Annotated in this window: 16 protein-coding genes; 14 read left to right on the forward strand and 2 right to left on the reverse strand. The window is 71.2% G+C overall.

Annotated elements, in window-relative coordinates:
- Positions 1-110 precede the first annotated feature (110 nt).
- The 14 genes from OG430_RS38900 (at position 111) to OG430_RS38965 (ending at position 15448) form a co-directional block, all read left to right on the forward strand.
- Positions 111-1430, forward strand: coding sequence for a hypothetical protein (locus tag OG430_RS38900; protein WP_327357361.1), 1320 nt, complete (start codon positions 111-113; stop codon positions 1428-1430).
- Positions 1427-2608, forward strand: coding sequence for a type VII secretion-associated serine protease mycosin (gene mycP / locus OG430_RS38905; RefSeq protein WP_327357362.1), 1182 nt, complete (start codon positions 1427-1429; stop codon positions 2606-2608). The genes OG430_RS38900 and mycP overlap by 4 nt, the downstream gene beginning before the upstream one ends.
- Before the next feature lie 61 nt (positions 2609-2669).
- Complete coding sequence (locus OG430_RS38910; protein WP_327357363.1) at positions 2670-3407, forward strand: SseB family protein; 738 nt, start codon at positions 2670-2672, stop codon at positions 3405-3407.
- A gap of 80 nt (positions 3408-3487) precedes the next feature.
- A complete protein-coding gene (locus OG430_RS38915) occupies positions 3488-3850 on the forward strand; it encodes a DUF1844 domain-containing protein (protein ID WP_327357364.1) in 363 nt (120 codons plus the stop codon).
- 363 nt (positions 3851-4213) lie between these two features.
- Positions 4214-4906: a translation initiation factor IF-3 gene (gene infC, locus OG430_RS38920; protein ID WP_327359428.1), complete on the forward strand. Its 693-nt coding sequence runs from the start codon at positions 4214-4216 to the stop codon at positions 4904-4906.
- Positions 4907-5004: 98 nt separating this feature from the next.
- Positions 5005-5199 (forward strand): 50S ribosomal protein L35, encoded by a 195-nt coding sequence (gene rpmI / locus OG430_RS38925; RefSeq protein ID WP_327357365.1) that lies wholly within the window; start codon positions 5005-5007, stop codon positions 5197-5199.
- 101 nt (positions 5200-5300) lie between these two features.
- Positions 5301-5687 (forward strand): 50S ribosomal protein L20, encoded by a 387-nt coding sequence (gene rplT, locus OG430_RS38930; protein ID WP_327357366.1) that lies wholly within the window; start codon positions 5301-5303, stop codon positions 5685-5687.
- A gap of 192 nt (positions 5688-5879) precedes the next feature.
- Entirely contained in the window at positions 5880-6722 is an 843-nt protein-coding gene (locus tag OG430_RS38935; protein WP_327357367.1) for a TrmH family RNA methyltransferase, read from the forward strand.
- Positions 6723-6803: 81 nt separating this feature from the next.
- Positions 6804-7991, forward strand: a complete 1188-nt coding sequence (locus OG430_RS38940; protein WP_327357368.1) for a sensor histidine kinase — start codon at positions 6804-6806, stop codon at positions 7989-7991.
- 156 nt (positions 7992-8147) lie between these two features.
- Complete coding sequence (gene pheS / locus OG430_RS38945; RefSeq protein ID WP_327357369.1) at positions 8148-9287, forward strand: phenylalanine--tRNA ligase subunit alpha; 1140 nt, start codon at positions 8148-8150, stop codon at positions 9285-9287.
- Complete coding sequence (gene pheT, locus OG430_RS38950; protein WP_327357370.1) at positions 9287-11815, forward strand: phenylalanine--tRNA ligase subunit beta; 2529 nt, start codon at positions 9287-9289, stop codon at positions 11813-11815. Before pheS ends, pheT begins: the two co-directional genes overlap by 1 nt.
- Before the next feature lie 333 nt (positions 11816-12148).
- Positions 12149-13144: a PP2C family protein-serine/threonine phosphatase gene (locus OG430_RS38955; RefSeq protein ID WP_327359429.1), complete on the forward strand. Its 996-nt coding sequence runs from the start codon at positions 12149-12151 to the stop codon at positions 13142-13144.
- A 345-nt stretch (positions 13145-13489) separates the two neighbouring features.
- On the forward strand, positions 13490-14839 hold the full coding sequence (locus OG430_RS38960; protein ID WP_327357371.1) for a transcriptional regulator: 1350 nt from the start codon (positions 13490-13492) through the stop codon (positions 14837-14839).
- 54 nt (positions 14840-14893) lie between these two features.
- The gene (locus tag OG430_RS38965) at positions 14894-15448 is read left to right on the forward strand and encodes an NUDIX hydrolase (protein ID WP_327357372.1); all 555 of its coding nucleotides are present in this window, start codon (positions 14894-14896) and stop codon (positions 15446-15448) included.
- Positions 15449-15470: 22 nt separating this feature from the next.
- Here OG430_RS38965 and OG430_RS38970 read toward each other — a convergent pair whose 3' ends face one another.
- Positions 15471-15728, reverse strand: coding sequence for a hypothetical protein (locus OG430_RS38970; RefSeq protein ID WP_327357373.1), 258 nt, complete (start codon positions 15726-15728; stop codon positions 15471-15473).
- Positions 15729-16066: 338 nt separating this feature from the next.
- Entirely contained in the window at positions 16067-16924 is an 858-nt protein-coding gene (locus OG430_RS38975) for a 3-hydroxybutyryl-CoA dehydrogenase (RefSeq protein ID WP_327357374.1), read from the reverse strand.
- Positions 16925-17047: the final 123 nt, after the last annotated feature.

Raw genomic sequence — 17047 nt, forward strand, 5'->3', positions numbered from 1 at the left:
CGAGCCCGCCGACGCAGACCGGCCTGAAGGTCCCAGGAGCAGGAGCAGGAGCAGGAGCAGTTCCGGTTCGTCCCGCTCCGCCCGCCCAGGGGAGGACAGGGGCGCACCCGATGCCCCCCGCCCGGCCCGCGCCGCAGCAGCGCAGCGCGCCGGTCCCGCCCAGCCGTTCCGCCCCGGGCCGGGAGCCCGGTCCAGCCACCCCGGGCCGGCACGCCCAGCCGCGCGGCCCCCGGCCCGGCACCTCGCCCGACGCCCGGCCGTCGAGAGCGCCCCGGACTCCGCCCGCCGGCAACGCACCGGCCCACGGCACCCCGCCCCGGCCCGCGACGCCGCCGCGCATGCCGGACGCCCCACCTGCGCAGACGGACACCGGAACCCCGCCGCAGGGCGCGGGCCTGCCCGGCGAGGCGCCCGCCGAGACCACCACGCGGCTGCGGCCCGTCCCGCCCGCGCCCGGTGCGCGGACCACCCTCGGCAGCGGCCTCGGAGCCCTCCCGCCGGAGACCCCGCCGCGTCCGCTCCGGGTACCCCCGCCGGCCAGGCCCGCGCCCACCCGGCGCCGTGCCGTGGGCGCGGTCGATCTCACGCCGCGGCCGGGCGCCGGCAAGCCGATCGTGTTCGGGCGACCCCTGACGTTCGACGACAGCACGACCCAGCTGCGCCCCGTCGGTCCGCGTACCAGACCCCGCATCGCGGCGGTCGCCGCCTGCGTCGTCCTCGGTCTCGGCCTCATCAGCGGTGCGGTGACCGGGAGTTGGCTCACCGGCGACGCCGACGACCCGGCCAACGCCAGGTCCGTCTTCCAGACGGCGGGCGGCAGTTGGCACAACGAACCCGTCGACACCCTCTTCCCGCCCGTCATCAAGGGCGATCGGGCCGGACCCGGCGGCGCAGACCGGCAGTGGACACGCATCGCCGTCGCCCCCGACAGCGGCTGCACCGACGTCTTCGACCCCTTGCTGCGCAAGGCACTTCGCCCGGTCGGCTGCCAACGCGTCCTGCGCGCCACCTACACGGACGCCACCCGCAGCCATGTCACCACCGTCGGCCTGCTGTTCACCAGCGCGGACGCCGAGTCCATGGGCGCGCTGCGCACCCGCTTCGCCGAGGACGGCCTGGACAAGCGCGACGACCTGATGCCCCGGACGTACGCCGCCAAGGGCACCGTCGCCGAACACTTCGGGAACAAGCAGCGCGCGTCCTGGTCCGTGTCCGTCCTCACGGACGCGCCCGTCGTCGTCTTCGCGGTCTCCGGCTTCGCCGACGGCCGCACCGTGGACGAGCCGGAGCCCGCCGCGCAGGCCATGGTCACGGGCGCCACCAGCGCCGCCGCCCAGTCGGGCCTCGGCCACGAGGCCCAGGGCCTGGCCGACCAGGTGGAGCGCAAGCTGCGCAAGAGTGCGACGGCGGCGTCGAAGGAGTCCTCATGACCACCGGAGCCCGGCGCCTGCGCGGGCCGGCCGCGCTGCTCGCCGCGACCGCGCTCGCCCTGCTGCCGTCGACGTCGGCGCACGCCGACTCGATCCGCGCCCAGCAGTGGGCCCTCGACGCCATGCACACCACCGAGGCCTGGCGCACCACCCGGGGCGAGGACATCACCGTCGCCGTCCTGGACACCGGCGTGGACGCGACCCACCCCGACCTCAAGGGCAACGTCCTCACCGGCAAGGACATGGTCGGCTTCGGCGCCCGCCGCGGCGACGACGCCTGGGCCCGGCACGGCACCGCGATGGCCGGCATCATCGCGGGCCACGGCCATGGGAAGGGCAACGGCGACGGCGTACTCGGCATCGCGCCCAAGGCCAAGGTCCTGCCGGTCCGGGTGATCCTCGAGGACGGCGACAAGGACCGCAAGAAGGCCCGCGCCACCCGCGGCAGCGCGCTCGCCGACGGCATCCGCTGGGCCGCCGACCACGGCGCCGACGTCATCAACATGTCGCTCGGCGACGACAGCGAGTCCGCCCACCCCGAGCCGTCCGAGGACGCCGCCGTCCAGTACGCGCTGAAGAAGGGCGTCGTCGTCGTGGCCTCGGCCGGCAACGGCGGCCTCAAGGGCGACCACGTCTCCTACCCGGCGGCGTACCCCGGCGTCATCGCGGTGACCGCCATCAACCAGCAGGGCGAGCGGGCCGACTTCTCCACCCGGCGCTGGTACGCCACGGTGAGCGCCCCCGGCCACGAGATCATGATCGCCGACCCGGATCGCGAGTACTACCGAGGCTGGGGCACCAGCGCCGCCTCCGCGATGGTCTCCGGCGCCGCCGCGCTCGTCCGCGCCGCGCATCCCGACCTGGGCCCCGCCGAGATCAAGCAGCTCCTCGAGGACACCGCCCGCGACGCCCCCGCCGGCGGCCGCAACGACTCCTTCGGCTACGGCCTGGTGGACCCGGCCGCGGCGATCGAGGCGGGCGGCAAGGTCAAGTCCGGCCTGCGGAAGGCAGGTTACGAGAAGGAGTACTTCGGCTCGGGCCCCGACGCGGACCGGGGCGACGACGGCCCCGCCGCATGGGTGGGCCCTCTGGCGGGCAGCGTCGGCGCGGTCTTCCTGGTGGCGGCGGTGGCCCTGTGGCGCGGTCGCCTCTGGCGGGACCGGCGCGACCAGCCCTGAGCCGGACCCCGGCGGACCGCTCGGGCCGGGGCGTACGGCGCCCCAGGTAGGGTCGGTGAACGTGGCGAACAAGAACATTCCCGACTCCGGTTTCTCCGACGACGACGGCTCCGCGGACCCGCGCCTGAGCGCGGCCCTCGCGGCCTGGGCCGGGCAGCGCACGCCGGAGACCGAGGCCGAGATCCTCGCGGCCCTGCCCGGCGCCCGTCTCCTGGTCCCGGTGGTGGCCGTCCTCGGTGAGGTCGAGGTCGACGAGAACGGCCTGCGCCGCGAGAAGACCAGTGACATGGCGGTGCCCACCCTCAAGGCCGGCGACCGCACCGCGCTCCCCGCCTTCACCTCCACCGACGCCCTCGCCCTGTGGGACCCGGCCGCGCGCCCCGTCGCCGTCCCGATGCAGCAGGCCGTGCGCGCCGCCGTCCACGAGAAGGCCGACACGATCGTCCTCGACTTGGCAGGACCGGTCGCGTACGAGCTGTCCCGGCCCGCCCTGCTCGCGCTCGCGGAGGGCCGCACCTCCACCGACCCCCTGGCCGACCCCGCCGTCACCGATGCCGTGCGCGCCGCGGTCGCCGCCGAGCCCACGGTGCTCCGCGCCCACCTCGGCCCGGGCCGTGCGGACGGCACCCTCGCCCTGGTGCTCGGCCCGGACGCGGTTCCGGCGCAGGCCGCCCGGCGCGTGGCCGAGGCCCTTGCCGCCGACGAGACGCTGCGGGCCCGCCTGGTGCGCGGCCTCGACCTCGCGCTCCTCCCGGCCGAGGCGACGCCGCCGGGCGAGCCCGTCTACGTACGGGCATGAAGCCCTGACCCGTCCGCGTACTGCTGGTACGGCAGGAACCCCTGGCCGGACGACCCGCGGCGCGCACTTAAGGTGTGGACATGACTGACACGACCCCCACCGCCCAGAACCCCGACTTCGACGAGATGACCCGCGACATCGCGGAGGTCCCCGCGGTCGAGGTGATCGTGACGGTGGCGGTGAACCTGATGAGCGCCGCCGCCGTCAAGGCCGGCCTCACCGAGGAAGGCGACCAGCACAAGGACCTCGACGAGGCCCGCAAGCTGATCCACGCGCTGGCCGGCCTCCTCGACGCGAGCGCCACGGAGATCAGCTCCTTCCACGCGGCTCCGCTGCGTGACGGCCTGAAGTCGCTGCAGCTCGCCTTCCGCGAGGCGTCCCTGGTGGCGGACGAGCCGGGGCAGGGCCCGGGCGAGAAGTACACGGGTCCGGTCTTCGGCTGAGCCCGCCGCAGAGCCCGGAGCCCGACGGCTCCGGGCGGTTAGCCCCTACACCGGGGACCTGCTAACCTTGTGTAACGACCGGCCGGACACGCACGTAAAAATGCGGCCCGGCCCACAAGTGGAGGCTCCGATCTCCCACCTGGCCGCCTGGAAAGGCGGCGGGTCACCGGTCAGACGGCCCGCGTCATGCGTAGCGGCTGTCTTTCTGCGCCCCGCGTTCGTCGCGGCGGTGCTCCGGTAGTGATGGAGCCCCGTCTGTGATCGTCCGGGGCATTTTTTGTGCGCCGGCGCGGTTGGTCTCACGAAAAGAGACGTTACGCGGCAGTCCGCCAGACCGCCGCGTGGTGCTACCGAGGAGGATCCATCAGCGCCGAGCCCCGCATCAACGACCGGATTCGCGTTCCCGAAGTGCGACTTGTCGGTCCCAGCGGCGAGCAGGTCGGGATTGTTCCGCTTGCCAAGGCCCTTGAGCTTGCTCAGGAGTACGACCTCGACCTGGTCGAGGTGGCGGCGAACGCCCGTCCGCCCGTCTGCAAGCTCATGGACTACGGCAAGTTCAAGTACGAGTCGGCCATGAAGGCCCGTGAGGCGCGCAAGAACCAGGCGCACACGGTCATCAAGGAGATGAAGCTCCGGCCGAAGATCGACCCGCACGACTATGACACCAAGAAGGGTCACGTCGTCCGGTTCCTCAAGCAGGGTGACAAGGTCAAGATCACGATCATGTTCCGTGGTCGTGAGCAGTCCCGCCCGGAGCTGGGCTTCCGACTGCTCCAGCGTCTTGCTTCGGACGTCGAGGAGCTTGGGTTCATCGAGTCGAACCCGAAGCAGGACGGCCGAAACATGATCATGGTTCTCGGCCCGCACAAGAAGAAGACCGAGGCCATGGCCGAGGCTCGCGAGGCCCAGGCCGCGCGCAAGGTGGAAGCAGCCGGTGTCGCGGTCGAAAGCCGCCGGGACCGTGCCGCGGAGGAGTCCGTCGAGGACGTCGCCGCTGAAGCGCCCGCCGAGGAAGTCGCCGCCGAGGCGCCTGCCGAGGAAAACGCCGAGGCCTGATCCGGGGCGCATGCCTTGGATGACAATCGATAGCAACTGACGTTCCCGCCATCCGGTTCCGACCGGGGGAGCGCCACTGACGAGGAGAGAACGGCGCTATGCCGAAGAACAAGACGCACAGCGGTGCCAGCAAGCGCTTCAAGATCACCGGCTCCGGCAAGGTGCTCCGTGAGCGCGCCGGCAAGCGCCACCTGCTCGAGCACAAGTCGTCCAAGAAGACCCGCTCGCTGACCGGCACGGTCGAGGTGGCCCCGGCCGACGCCAAGAAGATCAAGAAGCTTCTCGGCAAGTGACGTCGCGGCCCCCGGCAACGGGGGCCGGACGCCAGGACCGGGACCTATTCGACATCGGGCCGTGTGATTCCCACCACGGCCCCGCTACAAGGAGTTAACAAGTGGCACGCGTCAAGCGGGCAGTAAACGCCCACAAGAAGCGCAGGGCGATCCTCGAGGCCGCCAAGGGCTACCGCGGTCAGCGTTCGCGTCTGTACCGCAAGGCCAAGGAGCAGGTCACCCACTCCCTGGTCTACAACTACAACGACCGCAAGAAGCGCAAGGGCGACTTCCGTCAGCTGTGGATCCAGCGCATCAACGCCGCTGCCCGCGAGAACGGCATGACGTACAACCGCCTCATCCAGGGTCTGAAGGCCGCCAACATCGAGGTGGACCGCAAGATCCTCGCCGAGCTGGCCGTCAACGACTCCAACGCGTTCGCCGCGCTGGTCGAGGTTGCCCAGAAGGCGCTTCCGGCCGACGTCAACGCGCCCAAGGCTGCTGCCTGATCGGTGCGTTGAGCTGGACCCGAACGGACCCGCAGGCCCTCGTGGCCCGCGGGTCCCTTCATGTTCGGGCCCGGGTCCGTGTTCGGATACTCGTCTGCCGTCGTCTGTTGTTCGCCGTCCGCGGGTCGTTCGTGGCTGGTCGCGCAGTTCCCCGCGCCCCTTTCAGGGGCGATTTCCCCCGAGGTTGGTTTCATGGGTGCCGTGCCTGAGTTGATCTCTCCCCGCTCGTCGCGCGTAAGCGCCGCCCGGCGGCTGGCCAAGCGGAACTTCCGTACCAAGGAGCGACTGTTCCTCGCGGAAGGTCCTCAGGCCGTACGGGAAGCGGCCGGGCACAGATTCGGCGGCGAGGCCACGCTGGTCGAGCTGTTCGCGACCCCCGAGGCGGCGGAGCGATACGCCGACATCATCGGCGGCGCGCACGACGCGGGAGCACGGGTGCACCTCGCCGACGAGAGCGTGATCGCCGACATCTCGACGACCGTCACCCCGCAGGGCATGGTCGGGGTCTGCCGTTTCATCGACTCGCCCTTCGCCGAGATCCTCGCCGCGAAGCCCAAGCTGGTCGCCGTCCTCGCGCACGTCCGCGACCCCGGGAACGCCGGCACGGTGCTGCGCTGCGCCGACGCCGCGGGCGCCGACGCCGTGATCCTCACGGACGCGTCCGTCGACCTCTACAACCCCAAGGCCGTACGGGCGTCGGTCGGTTCGCACTTCCATCTGCCGGTCGCCGTCGGCGTTCCCGTCGAAGAGGCCGTACGAGGCTTGCGGGAGGCGGGAGTTCGGGTTCTGGCCGCCGACGGCGCGGGCGAGGACGACCTCGACGCCGAGCTCGACAAGGGCACCATGGGCACCCCCACCGCCTGGGTCTTCGGCAACGAGGCGTGGGGCCTGCCGGAGGAGACCCGCGCACTCGCGGACGCGGTGGTGCGCGTGCCCATCCACGGGAAGGCCGAAAGCCTCAACCTGGCCACGGCCGCCGCTGTGTGCCTGTATGCCTCAGCTCGTGCACAGCGGGCAGGTATCTCTACGCCCTGAGGGGGTCTGTTCCGTAACCCTCAGCTAGTAGTCTGACGGGCTCGGGGGCCCACTGCACACGTCGAGAGGTGGGGTACGGGGATGAGTGTCGGCACCAGCAGGCCCAGGGGAGCGCGCAGTTCCGCTCCGCGTCCCCCCGCGCCCCGTGCTGACCGCAGTGACCTCACCGACCTCGGCGAACTCGGCATAGACCCGGACGACCTGCCGGACGGCCTGGTCGTCGCGGACGAGTCCGGCCGGGTCATCGCCTTCAACGCCGCCGCGGCCCGGATCACCGCAGTGCCCGTGCGGGACGCGATGGGCGCTCCGCTGGAGCGGGCCCTGCCGCTGGAGGACCTGGAGGGGCGCCGCTGGTGGCGGCTGACCGATCCCTACGGCGGTCTGGCCACGCGCAAGGGCCAGCCCGAGCGCAATCTGTTGCTTCCGGGCGGGCGCGAGGTCCTGGTCTCGGCGCGCTACGTGCGCACCCGGCCGACCGGGCCCGTACGCCGTCTCGTCGTCTGTCTGCGGGACACCGAAGCCCGTCGGCGTACCGAGAGAAGCCACGCGGAGCTCATCGCGACCGTCGCCCATGAACTGCGCTCGCCGCTCACCTCCGTCAAGGGCTTCACGGCGACCCTGCTCGCCAAGTGGGAGCGGTTCACGGACGACCAGAAGAAGCTGATGCTGGAGACCGTCGACGCCGACGCCGACCGGGTCACCCGGCTCATCGCCGAACTCCTCGACATCTCCCGCATCGACTCGGGGCGCCTCGAAGTGCGTCGCCAGCCCGTCGACATCGGGGCGGCCGTCGGCCGGCACATCCAGGCGCACGTGGCCGCCGGGCAGTCGCCCGACCGCTTCCTCGTACGGATCGAGCAGCCGCTGCCCGATCTCTGGGCGGACCCGGACAAGATCGACCAGGTGCTCAGCAACCTCCTGGAAAATGCCGTGCGGCACGGCGAGGGGACCGTCACCATTGAGGTGGCGGCAGCGACGCCCCCCAAGGGCCCCGACCTCGAGCACCAGCCGCGGGGTCCCCACCAGGCGGAAGGAACGGCAGTCACCGTGAGCGACGAGGGCCCCGGCATCCCCGAGGAGTCGATGGGCCGTGTCTTCACCCGCTTCTGGCGGGGGAGCAAGCGCGGCGGGACCGGCCTCGGCCTGTACATCGTCAAGGGCATCGTCGAGGTGCACGGCGGGACGATCACCGTCGGTCGCGGCCCGGCCGGTGGCGCCGAGTTCCGATTTACGTTGCCCGTGGCGGCCCCGGCATATCTCAAGGACTGATCGGTCCCGGCCGGAAAACCCCCACGGGCGCCCGCTCAGCTGCCCACGGGCACATTCGTATTCCCACACCCCGTTAGACTCGACCATTGGCGCGTTTGTGTCCGCGTTGTCTTGTCGCGGGGACCCCCAGCCAGCCAATCGGAAGCACGGGAAGAGATGTCGGCACCTAATAAGTCGTACGACCCGGTCGAGGTCGAGGCCTTGAAACCGGAAGAGATCGAGCGCATGCAGGCCGAGGCGCTCGCCGCCTTCGCGGCCGCCGCGGACCTCGACGAGCTCGCTCAGGCCAAGACCGCGCACACCGGTGGCACCTCGCCGATGGCTCTCGCCAACCGTGAGATCGGCGCCCTGCCCCCGCAGGCCAAGGCCGAGGCCGGCAAGCGCGTCGGCATGGCGCGCGGCGTGGTCAGCAAGGCCCTCGCGGCCCGTCAGGCCGAGCTCGAGGCCGAACGTGACGCCCGGGTCCTGGTCGAGGAGGCGGTGGACGTCACGCTGCCGTACGACCGCGTCCCGGCCGGCGCCCGGCACCCGCTGACGACCATGATGGAGCGCGTCGCGGACGTCTTCGTGTCCATGGGATACGAGATCGCGGAGGGCCCCGAGGTCGAGGCGGAGTGGTTCAACTTCGACGCCCTGAACTTCGTGCCCGACCACCCGGCCCGGCAGATGCAGGACACCTTCTTCGTCGAGGGAACCTCCCCCGAGGGAAAGGCCACCTCCGGCGACGAGTCCGGTGTCGTGCTGCGCACCCACACCTCTCCGGTGCAGGCCCGCGCGCTGCTCGACCGGGAGCCGCCCGTCTACATCGTCTGCCCCGGCCGTGTGTACCGGACCGACGAGCTGGACGCGACGCACACCCCGGTCTTCCACCAGATCGAGCTCCTCGCCATCGACGAGGGCCTGACCATGGCGGACCTGAAGGGCACCCTCGACCACATGGTCCAGGCGCTCTTCGGCCCGGACATGAAGACCCGGCTGCGTCCGAACTACTTCCCGTTCACCGAGCCGTCCGCCGAGATGGACATGGTCTGCTACGTCTGCCGTGGCGAGTCGATCGGCAACCCCGACAAGGCCTGCCGCACCTGTGGCAGCGAGGGCTGGATCGAGCTGGGCGGCTGCGGCATGGTCAACCCGCGCGTGCTGATCGCGTGCGGCGTGGACCCGCAGAAGTACAGCGGATTCGCCTTCGGGTTCGGCATCGAGCGGATGCTGATGTTCCGCCACAACGTCGAAGACATGCGAGACATGGTCGAGGGTGACGTCCGGTTCACCCGGCCGTTCGGGATGGAGATCTGATGCGGGTCCCGCTTTCCTGGCTGCGGGAGTACGTCGACCTGCCGGCGACTCAGACCGGCCGGGACGTACAGGAGAAGCTCGTGGCCGTGGGCCTCGAGGTCGAGACCGTCGAGAAGCTCGGCGCCGACATCCAGGGCCCCCTGGTCGTCGGCAAGGTCCTCACCATCGAGGAGCTGACCGAGTTCAAGAAGCCCATCCGCTTCTGCACCGTCGACGTCGGTCAGGCCAACGGCACCGGTGAGCCCCAGGAGATCGTCTGCGGCGCGCGGAACTTCGCGGTCGGCGACAAGGTCGTCGTGGTGCTGCCCGGAGCCGAGCTGCCCGGCGGCTTCAAGATCGCCGCGCGCAAGACGTACGGCAAGACCTCGCACGGCATGATCTGCTCCGGCGACGAGCTGGGCATGGGTGACGACGGCTCTGGCGGCATCATCGTGCTGCCGCCCGAGCACGAGGTCGGCACCGACGCGATCAAGCTCCTGGAGCTGGTCGACGAGGTCCTGGACATCGCCGTCACGCCCGACCGCGGCTACTGCCTGTCCATGCGCGGCGTGGCCCGCGAGGCCGCCACCGCGTACGGCATCTCGCTGCGCGACCCCGCGCTGCTCGACGTGCCCGCGCCCAACTCGTACGGCTACTCCGTGCAGATCAGCGACCCGCACGGCTGCGACCGCTTCACCGCGCGCACCGTCGTCGGTCTCGCGCCGGAGGCGCGCTCCCCGATCTGGCTGCAGCGCCGGCTGCAGAAGGCCGGGATGCGCCCGATCTCGCTCGCCGTGGACGTCACGAACTACGTGATGCTGGAGCTCGGCCAGCCGCTGCACGCGTACGACCGCTCCCGCATCCAGGGTGCGATCGGTGTGCGCAGGGCCGAGGCGGGCGAGAAGTTCACGACGCTCGACGGCACCAAGCGCGTCCTCGACGCCGAGGACCTGGTCATCACCGACGACCGCGGCCCGATCGGCCTCGCGGGCGTCATGGGCGGCGCCAACACCGAGATCGCCGACTCCGAGACGGACCCCGAGACCGGCGAGGTCAGGGGCACCACCGAAGTCGTCATCGAGGCCGCGCACTTCGACCAGCTGTCCATCGCGCGCACCGCGCGGCGGCACAAGCTGGCGTCCGAGGCGTCCAAGCGCTTCGAGCGCGGCGTCGACCCGCAGGCCGCTTCGGCTGCCGCTCAGCGGACCGTCGACCTGCTCGTGCTGCTCGCGGGCGGCACCGCCGAGGCTGGCGTCACCGAGGTCATCGCGCCCTCCGCGCCGCACACCATCACCATCCCGGCCAACCACCCGGACAAGGTGGCGGGCGTCGACTACGGCCGCGAGACGGTCGTACGCCGCCTCCAGGAGGTCGGCTGTGACGTCTACGGGCAGGACGACCTCACGGTCACCGTGCCGTCCTGGCGCCCCGACCTGACCGACCCGAACGACCTGGCCGAAGAGGTCATCCGGCTCGAGGGCTACGAGAACCTGCCCTCGACGCTGCCCAAGCCCCCCGCGGGCCTGGGCCTCACCGAGCGGCAGCGCACGCACCGCCGCATCGGCCGTGCGCTGGCCGGTGCCGGGTACGTCGAGGCGCTGAACTACCCGTTCATCGGCGAGCAGGTCTTCGACCAGCTCCAGCTCGACAAGGACGACCCGGCCCGCCGCGTCGTCAAGCTGGTCAACCCGCTGTCGGACGAGGAGCCCGCTCTTCGTACGACGCTCCTGCCGGGTCTGCTGTCCGCGCTGCGGCGCAACGACGGCCGGGGCAGCCACGACCTGGCGCTCTTCGAGACCGGTCTGGTCTTCCAGCCGGCCGAGAGCAAGACCGCCGCGGTCCGCCTCCCCGTCGACCGGCGCCCGACCGACGAGGAGCTCGGCAAGCTCAGCGACGCCCTCCCGGTCCAGCCGCGGCACGTCGCGGTCGTCCTCGCGGGCGCCCGCGAACAGGCCGGCTGGTGGGGCAAGGGCCGTCCGGCCGACTGGGCGGACGCCGTACAGGCGGCCCGTACCGTGGCCGGCGAGGCCGGGGTCGACCTCATGGTGGACAACGGTCAGTACGGCCCCTGGCACCCGGGCCGGTGCGCCGAGCTGTCCGTCGTGATCGACGGGGTGAAGACCCTCGCCGGGCACGCGGGCGAGCTGCACCCCCGCGTCGTCAAGGCGATGGGCCTGCCGGCCCGGACCAGCGCGATGGAACTCGACCTGGACCTCCTGGAGCGGGCTGGCGACGGCGTGCTGCAGGCGCCCAGGATCTCCACCTTCCCGGTGGCCACGCAGGACGTCGCGCTCGTCGTCGACGAGGGGATCCCGGCCGCCGCGGTCGAGCACTTCCTCAAGGGCGGTGCGGGTGAACTCCTCGAGTCCATCCGCCTGTTCGACGTCTACACCGGCGACCAGGTCGGCGAGGGCAAGAAGTCCCTGGCCTTCGCGCTGCGGTTCCGGGCGCCGGACCGCACGCTGACCGTCGAGGAGGCAACTGCCGCCCGTGACGCGGCAGTTGCCAAGACGGCCGAGATCACCGGCGCGGTGCTGCGCGGCGCGTAGCACCACCCGGCGCTGAGACGGCGCGGCGCGCAAGCGCAAAGTCCCTGGTGAGGGGCGCACTTGGACAACCAAGTGCGCCCCTCACTCGTTCGAGTGAGAAGTGCGGGCTCTATGGCCCGGCTGGTTCAGGTCATCGACAGAATCGGCACGGCCGTAGGGGCCGGCCTGCGCGCTGGAACAGGCCTTAGGGAGGCCATCGGCATGATCCGCATCAAGAAGTCCTGGACTCCCTTCCGAGAGGGGCTCCAAGACTTCTGGACAGGGCACGGCGACCACGCCGGGCGCACGGACACCTCACGCGTCAAGCGTGCGTTCACGCTTGCCCTGCCCACGCTGTGGGGCGGCGTCGCGATCACGTACAAACTCGCCTGCCCGCTCGCCCAGCAGAACAGCCTGGGAGCACGGATCGCCACCAGCGCGGTCTTCTTCGCGGTCGGCACCGGTCTGATACTGGGCGTCCGCCGGGCCCTGCTCCAGGAACTGGCCCAGATCCGCGAGGTCGCGGGCGCCGCCCAGCGCGTGTTGCTCCGCCCGCTGCCGCCTCGCCTGGACGGGCTCGCGATCGCCGCGGGCCAGCTCTCCGCGCACCGCGGTGCGGCCGTCGGCGGCGATCTGTACGAGGCCGTCGCCACCGACCACGGCGTGCGCGTCGTCATGGGGGACGTGCGCGGGCACGGGCTCGCCGCGATCGGCACCGTCGCCGCCGTCCTCGGCAGCTTCCGCGAGGCCGCGCACGACGAGGTCGAACTCTGCGGTGTGCTAAGGAGGTTGGAGCGCGCGATGCAGCGGCATCTGCGTGAACGTTCCCGCTCCGAGCACCCGGCGTCCTGCGGCACCGATCCGGACAGCCCGCTCGCCGAGGAGTTCGTCACCGTACTGCTCCTGGAGATCCGCCCGGACGGCGAGATGCGCGCGCTCAACTGCGGCCATCCCTGGCCGTACCGCCTCGGCCGCCGGGTCTCCCGGCTCGCGGGCGGCGACCCGCTGCCGCCGCTCGGCGCCTTCCCGCTGCCCGCCGAACTGCCGTCGCGGAACTGCGGCCGGCTGCGCCCCGGCGAATCGCTGTTCCTGCACACGGACGGCGTCGAGGACGCCCGCAACGGCGAAGGACAGTTCTTCCCGCTCCACAAGGCGCTGGCCGAGGCGGTACGCAGGGCGCCGGTGGCACCGGAGTCGGTCATCGGCATGGTCCACGCGGAGCTGCTCCGGCATACCGGGGGCCGCCTCTCTGATGATGTGGCGTTGCTGGTGCTGCGCAACGACCGGCGCCGGGTGCCGCAGCAGCCGAGTGAGCCGAGCGTGGTGCGGCGGGCCCGAACTGCTACGTGAGGTCCGTCCCGCTCACGTCACGGGGCTCCGCCCCGGCCCCCGGTCCTCAAACGCCGGACGGGCTGAATTCTGCCCGGCCGGCGCCCTCCACCCGGCCACGGAGTTCGGCAGGCAGCCGGGTGGACGGCGCGAGTTGGACCGCCGCACTGTACGAGGGGGAGCCGGCGGCCCGGCCGCCTCTGGCGAGGCCAGAAGATCCAGCCCAGGGGAGCCGGATGCAGACAGTGAACCGATTCGTCGCCCGGCGCGGCAGTGCGTGTGGGCGTCGGATGAGGGCACTCCGTTCACACCCCGTGTGAAGAGAGCTCCATTAGGCTGGGCGGCACCGAGCCACCGGAGGGCGAAATGCAGCCCAACACCTTGCTCGACGCCATCCTGGACGAGGCCGGCATCTCCCATGCCGGTCTGGCCGCGCACGTCAACCAGGCGGGGAAGGCGAGAGCCCTCGAGTTACGGTACGAACACACGGCCGTAGCCCGCTGGTTGAAGGGCCAGCGGCCGCGCGGCCAGGTGCCCGACCTGATCTGCGAGGTGCTCGCCGGGCGGCTGCAGCGCTCCGTCACCCTCGACGACATCGGCCTCGGCGTACCGGGACAGCCCGCGGGCCAGCCCGGTGGCGGCGGCTCCACCCTGTCCGGCTTCGTCGAGCGGGCCACCGCGCTGTGGCGCTCCGACGAGCAGCAGCGCCCCCACATCCTGGGCGCCCCCGCCGTGACCGGAACCCCCGCCGTGATGCCGGTGTGGGAGTGGGAGAACCCCCCGGAGGACGTGGACGTCTCGCGCGGCGGACGGCACCGGGTCAGCATGTCGGACATCGACATGCTGCGTTCGGCCCGGGCGCACTACGAGCAGATGTACCGCAAGACGGGCGGCGTCGCGACCCGCGTACGCATCGTCGGCTTCCTCAACACCGAAGCAGCGCCCCTCCTGCGCGGCTGCTACACCGATGCCACCGGACGCCAACTGCACCGGGCGACCGGCGGGTTGGTCGCCGTGGCCGGAATCTGCGCCTACGACTCGGATGCGCACGGCCTCGCCCAGCGCTACTTCCACCAGGCGCTGCGCCTGGCAAAGGCCAGTGGGGACCGGGGACTTGGCGCCTACGTCATAGCCCTGCTCGTCAATCAGTCGCTGTTCATGCGCGAGCACCGGCAGGCCGTCGCCTTCGCGGAGGCCGCGCTGCGCGCCGCGGGCCGGCACATCACGCCCGCGCTCGCCGCCGACCTGTACGCGATGCAGGCCAAGGCGTACGCGCATCTCGGGGACGGCAGCAGCGCGCTGTCCTGCATCCGGCGGGCCGAGTCCGCGGCCGACCGGATCCACCGCAGCCATGAGCCGGACGAGACCGGGTATGTGCAGCCCGGACTCGTCAACGTACAAGTGGCGGAAGCGCTGTTGAGTCTCGGCGATCTGGTGGCCGCGCGGAAGCATGCGGCCACGGCGGTGGACACCCCGGCGCACGACCGGGGCCGGGTGCACCGGCTCGCCATCCTCAGCCAGGTCGAACTGCGTCAGGGGGAGGCCGATCGGGCGGTGGCCACTGCCGTCGAAATGGCCGAACAGGCACGGGGGATGGAATCCCAGCGGCTTCGCGACCGGCTCCGCGCCGTACGTGAACATCTCGTACGCAACGGCTGCTCGGGCACGGCCGAGGCAGCCGCGCTCATCGACGGAGCGCTGCGCGTACCGCTGTGACCTCGCCCCGCTGCTGCGATATTGCCATCTATCTCGGCGGAAGGTGGCAGAACCGTGCAGTGGACGAAACTAAGCGAACAAAATGTGTATGGAAACCGCTGGTTCCAGGTCAACTTGGCGGATGTCGAGCTGCCCGACGGACGGCATCTCGATCACTTTCTGATCAGGCTCCGGCCGGTCGCCGTGGCCACGGTGGTCAACGAGGCCAATGAGGTCCTGCTGCTCTGGCGGCACCGCTTCATCACCAACAGCTGGGGCTGGGAGCTGCCGGCGGGTGTGGTCGACGACGGCGAGGAGATAGCCGTCGCCGCCGCCCGTGAGCTGGAGGAGGAGACCGGCTGGCGGCCGGGACCGCTGCGGCATCTGATGAGCGTCGAGCCGTCCAATGGGCTGACCGACGCCAAGCACCACATCTACTGGGCCGACGAGGGGACGTACATCGGCTACCCCGAGGACGACTTCGAGTCCGACCGGCGCGAGTGGGTTCCCCTCAAGCTCGTCCCCGACATGGTGTGCCGCGGCGAGGTCCCGGCCGCCAACATGGCGGCGGCGCTGCTGCTCCTGCACCATCTGAGGCTGGGGCAGGCGGAGTTGGGACAGGTGGGCTAGGTGGCGCGAGTGGCCGCTTCACCTAGTGGCCGGTGGCCTGCCAGATCGCCACCACGAGCGCGCCGATGGCCGCAAGGGCGGCGATGGTGGGCAGGGGCCAGCGGCTGTGCTCGAGGGCCGCGACCCGTGTGCACAGGTCCTCCGTGTCCTTGGTGCTCTGATCAACTCGCTGCGTGACGAGCGCCAGCCTGCCGTCGACCTGGGCCAGGCCGACTTCGACGGTGCGTCGCAACTCTGCGTGTTCCTCCAGGACCACGGGAAGCTCCGGGTCGGTGGTCACGAGTTCCACTCCTTTCCAGTCACGGCAGGTCGCGCGTGGCGCTCACTCGTGCCACACCCTTATGCGCACGGTCAGTCAACTCCCCCAGGTCGGGGGGACGGCAGCGTGTGCGTGGGGCATATGCGAGTCCAGCGGTCACACCCCGGTGTGAACGCGACGGGCCCGGCGCCCGAAAAGCGGCGCCGGGCCCGGTGAAACCGGCCGGTTCTGGCTGGATCGATACGGAGAGTGGCCGAAATCGCTTACTGAAGCGGCTGACGCACAGGATCACTCGATACCCGTACGTTCGCAGATTTTTCAGTACGCGGACCGGGGTCGTCAGTACGCGTACCGGATTCTCAGTACGTGTAGAAGCCCGAGCCCGACTTCCGGCCCAGCCGGCCCGCGTCCACCATGCGCTGGAGGAGCGGGGGAGCGGCGTACAGCGGCTCCTTGTACTCGGCGTACATCGAGTCGGCCACCGAGTGCACGGTGTCCAGACCGATCAGGTCCGCGAGCTTCAGCGGCCCCATCGGGTGGGCGCAGCCCAGCTCCATGCCGTTGTCGATGTCCTCGCGGGAGGCGATGCCCGACTCGAACATCCGGATCGCGGAGAGCAGATACGGGATGAGCAGCGCGTTCACCACGAAGCCCGAACGGTCCTGGGCGCGGATCGCGTGCTTGCCGAGGATCTTCTCCACCATGGCCTGGGCGCGGCTGAGGGTGCCCTCCGACGTGGTCAGCGCCGGGATCAGCTCCACCAGCTTCTGCACGGGGGCCGGGTTGAAGAAGTGGATGCCGATGACCTGGTCGGGCCGCGAGGTCGCGACGGCCAGCTTCACCAGCGGGATGGAGGAGGTGTTGGAGGCGAGGATCGCGTCCTGCCGGGTCACCACCTGATCGAGTACCTGGAAGATCTCGGTCTTGACCTGCTCGTTCTCGACGACGGCCTCGATGACGAGGTCCCGGTCGGCGAACTCCCCGAGGTCGGTGGTGAAGCTCAGACGGGACAGGGTCTCGTCGCGCTCCTCCTCCGTGATCTTGCCGCGCTCGGCCGCCTTGGAGAGGGAGTTGTACAGCCGGGTACGGCCGATCTCCAGGGCCTCGCCGGTGGTCTCGGCCACCTTGACGTCCAGTCCGGAACGGGCGCAGACCTCTGCGATACCCGCGCCCATCTGGCCACAGCCCACCACTCCGACGCGTTCGATGTCGGTCACATCGTGCCTTTCGCTGATCTTTCGGTCCGGCAGGACCCCCGCTTGCTGAAAGGCAGGTCCGTACGGTTCCGGAGCCTGCCCTTGCTACCAGACGGTACTCCGCGCCTCCTGGTGCATGACGGG

It is taken from the genome of Streptomyces sp. NBC_01304, assembly GCF_035975855.1.
Classification (GTDB): domain Bacteria; phylum Actinomycetota; class Actinomycetes; order Streptomycetales; family Streptomycetaceae; genus Streptomyces.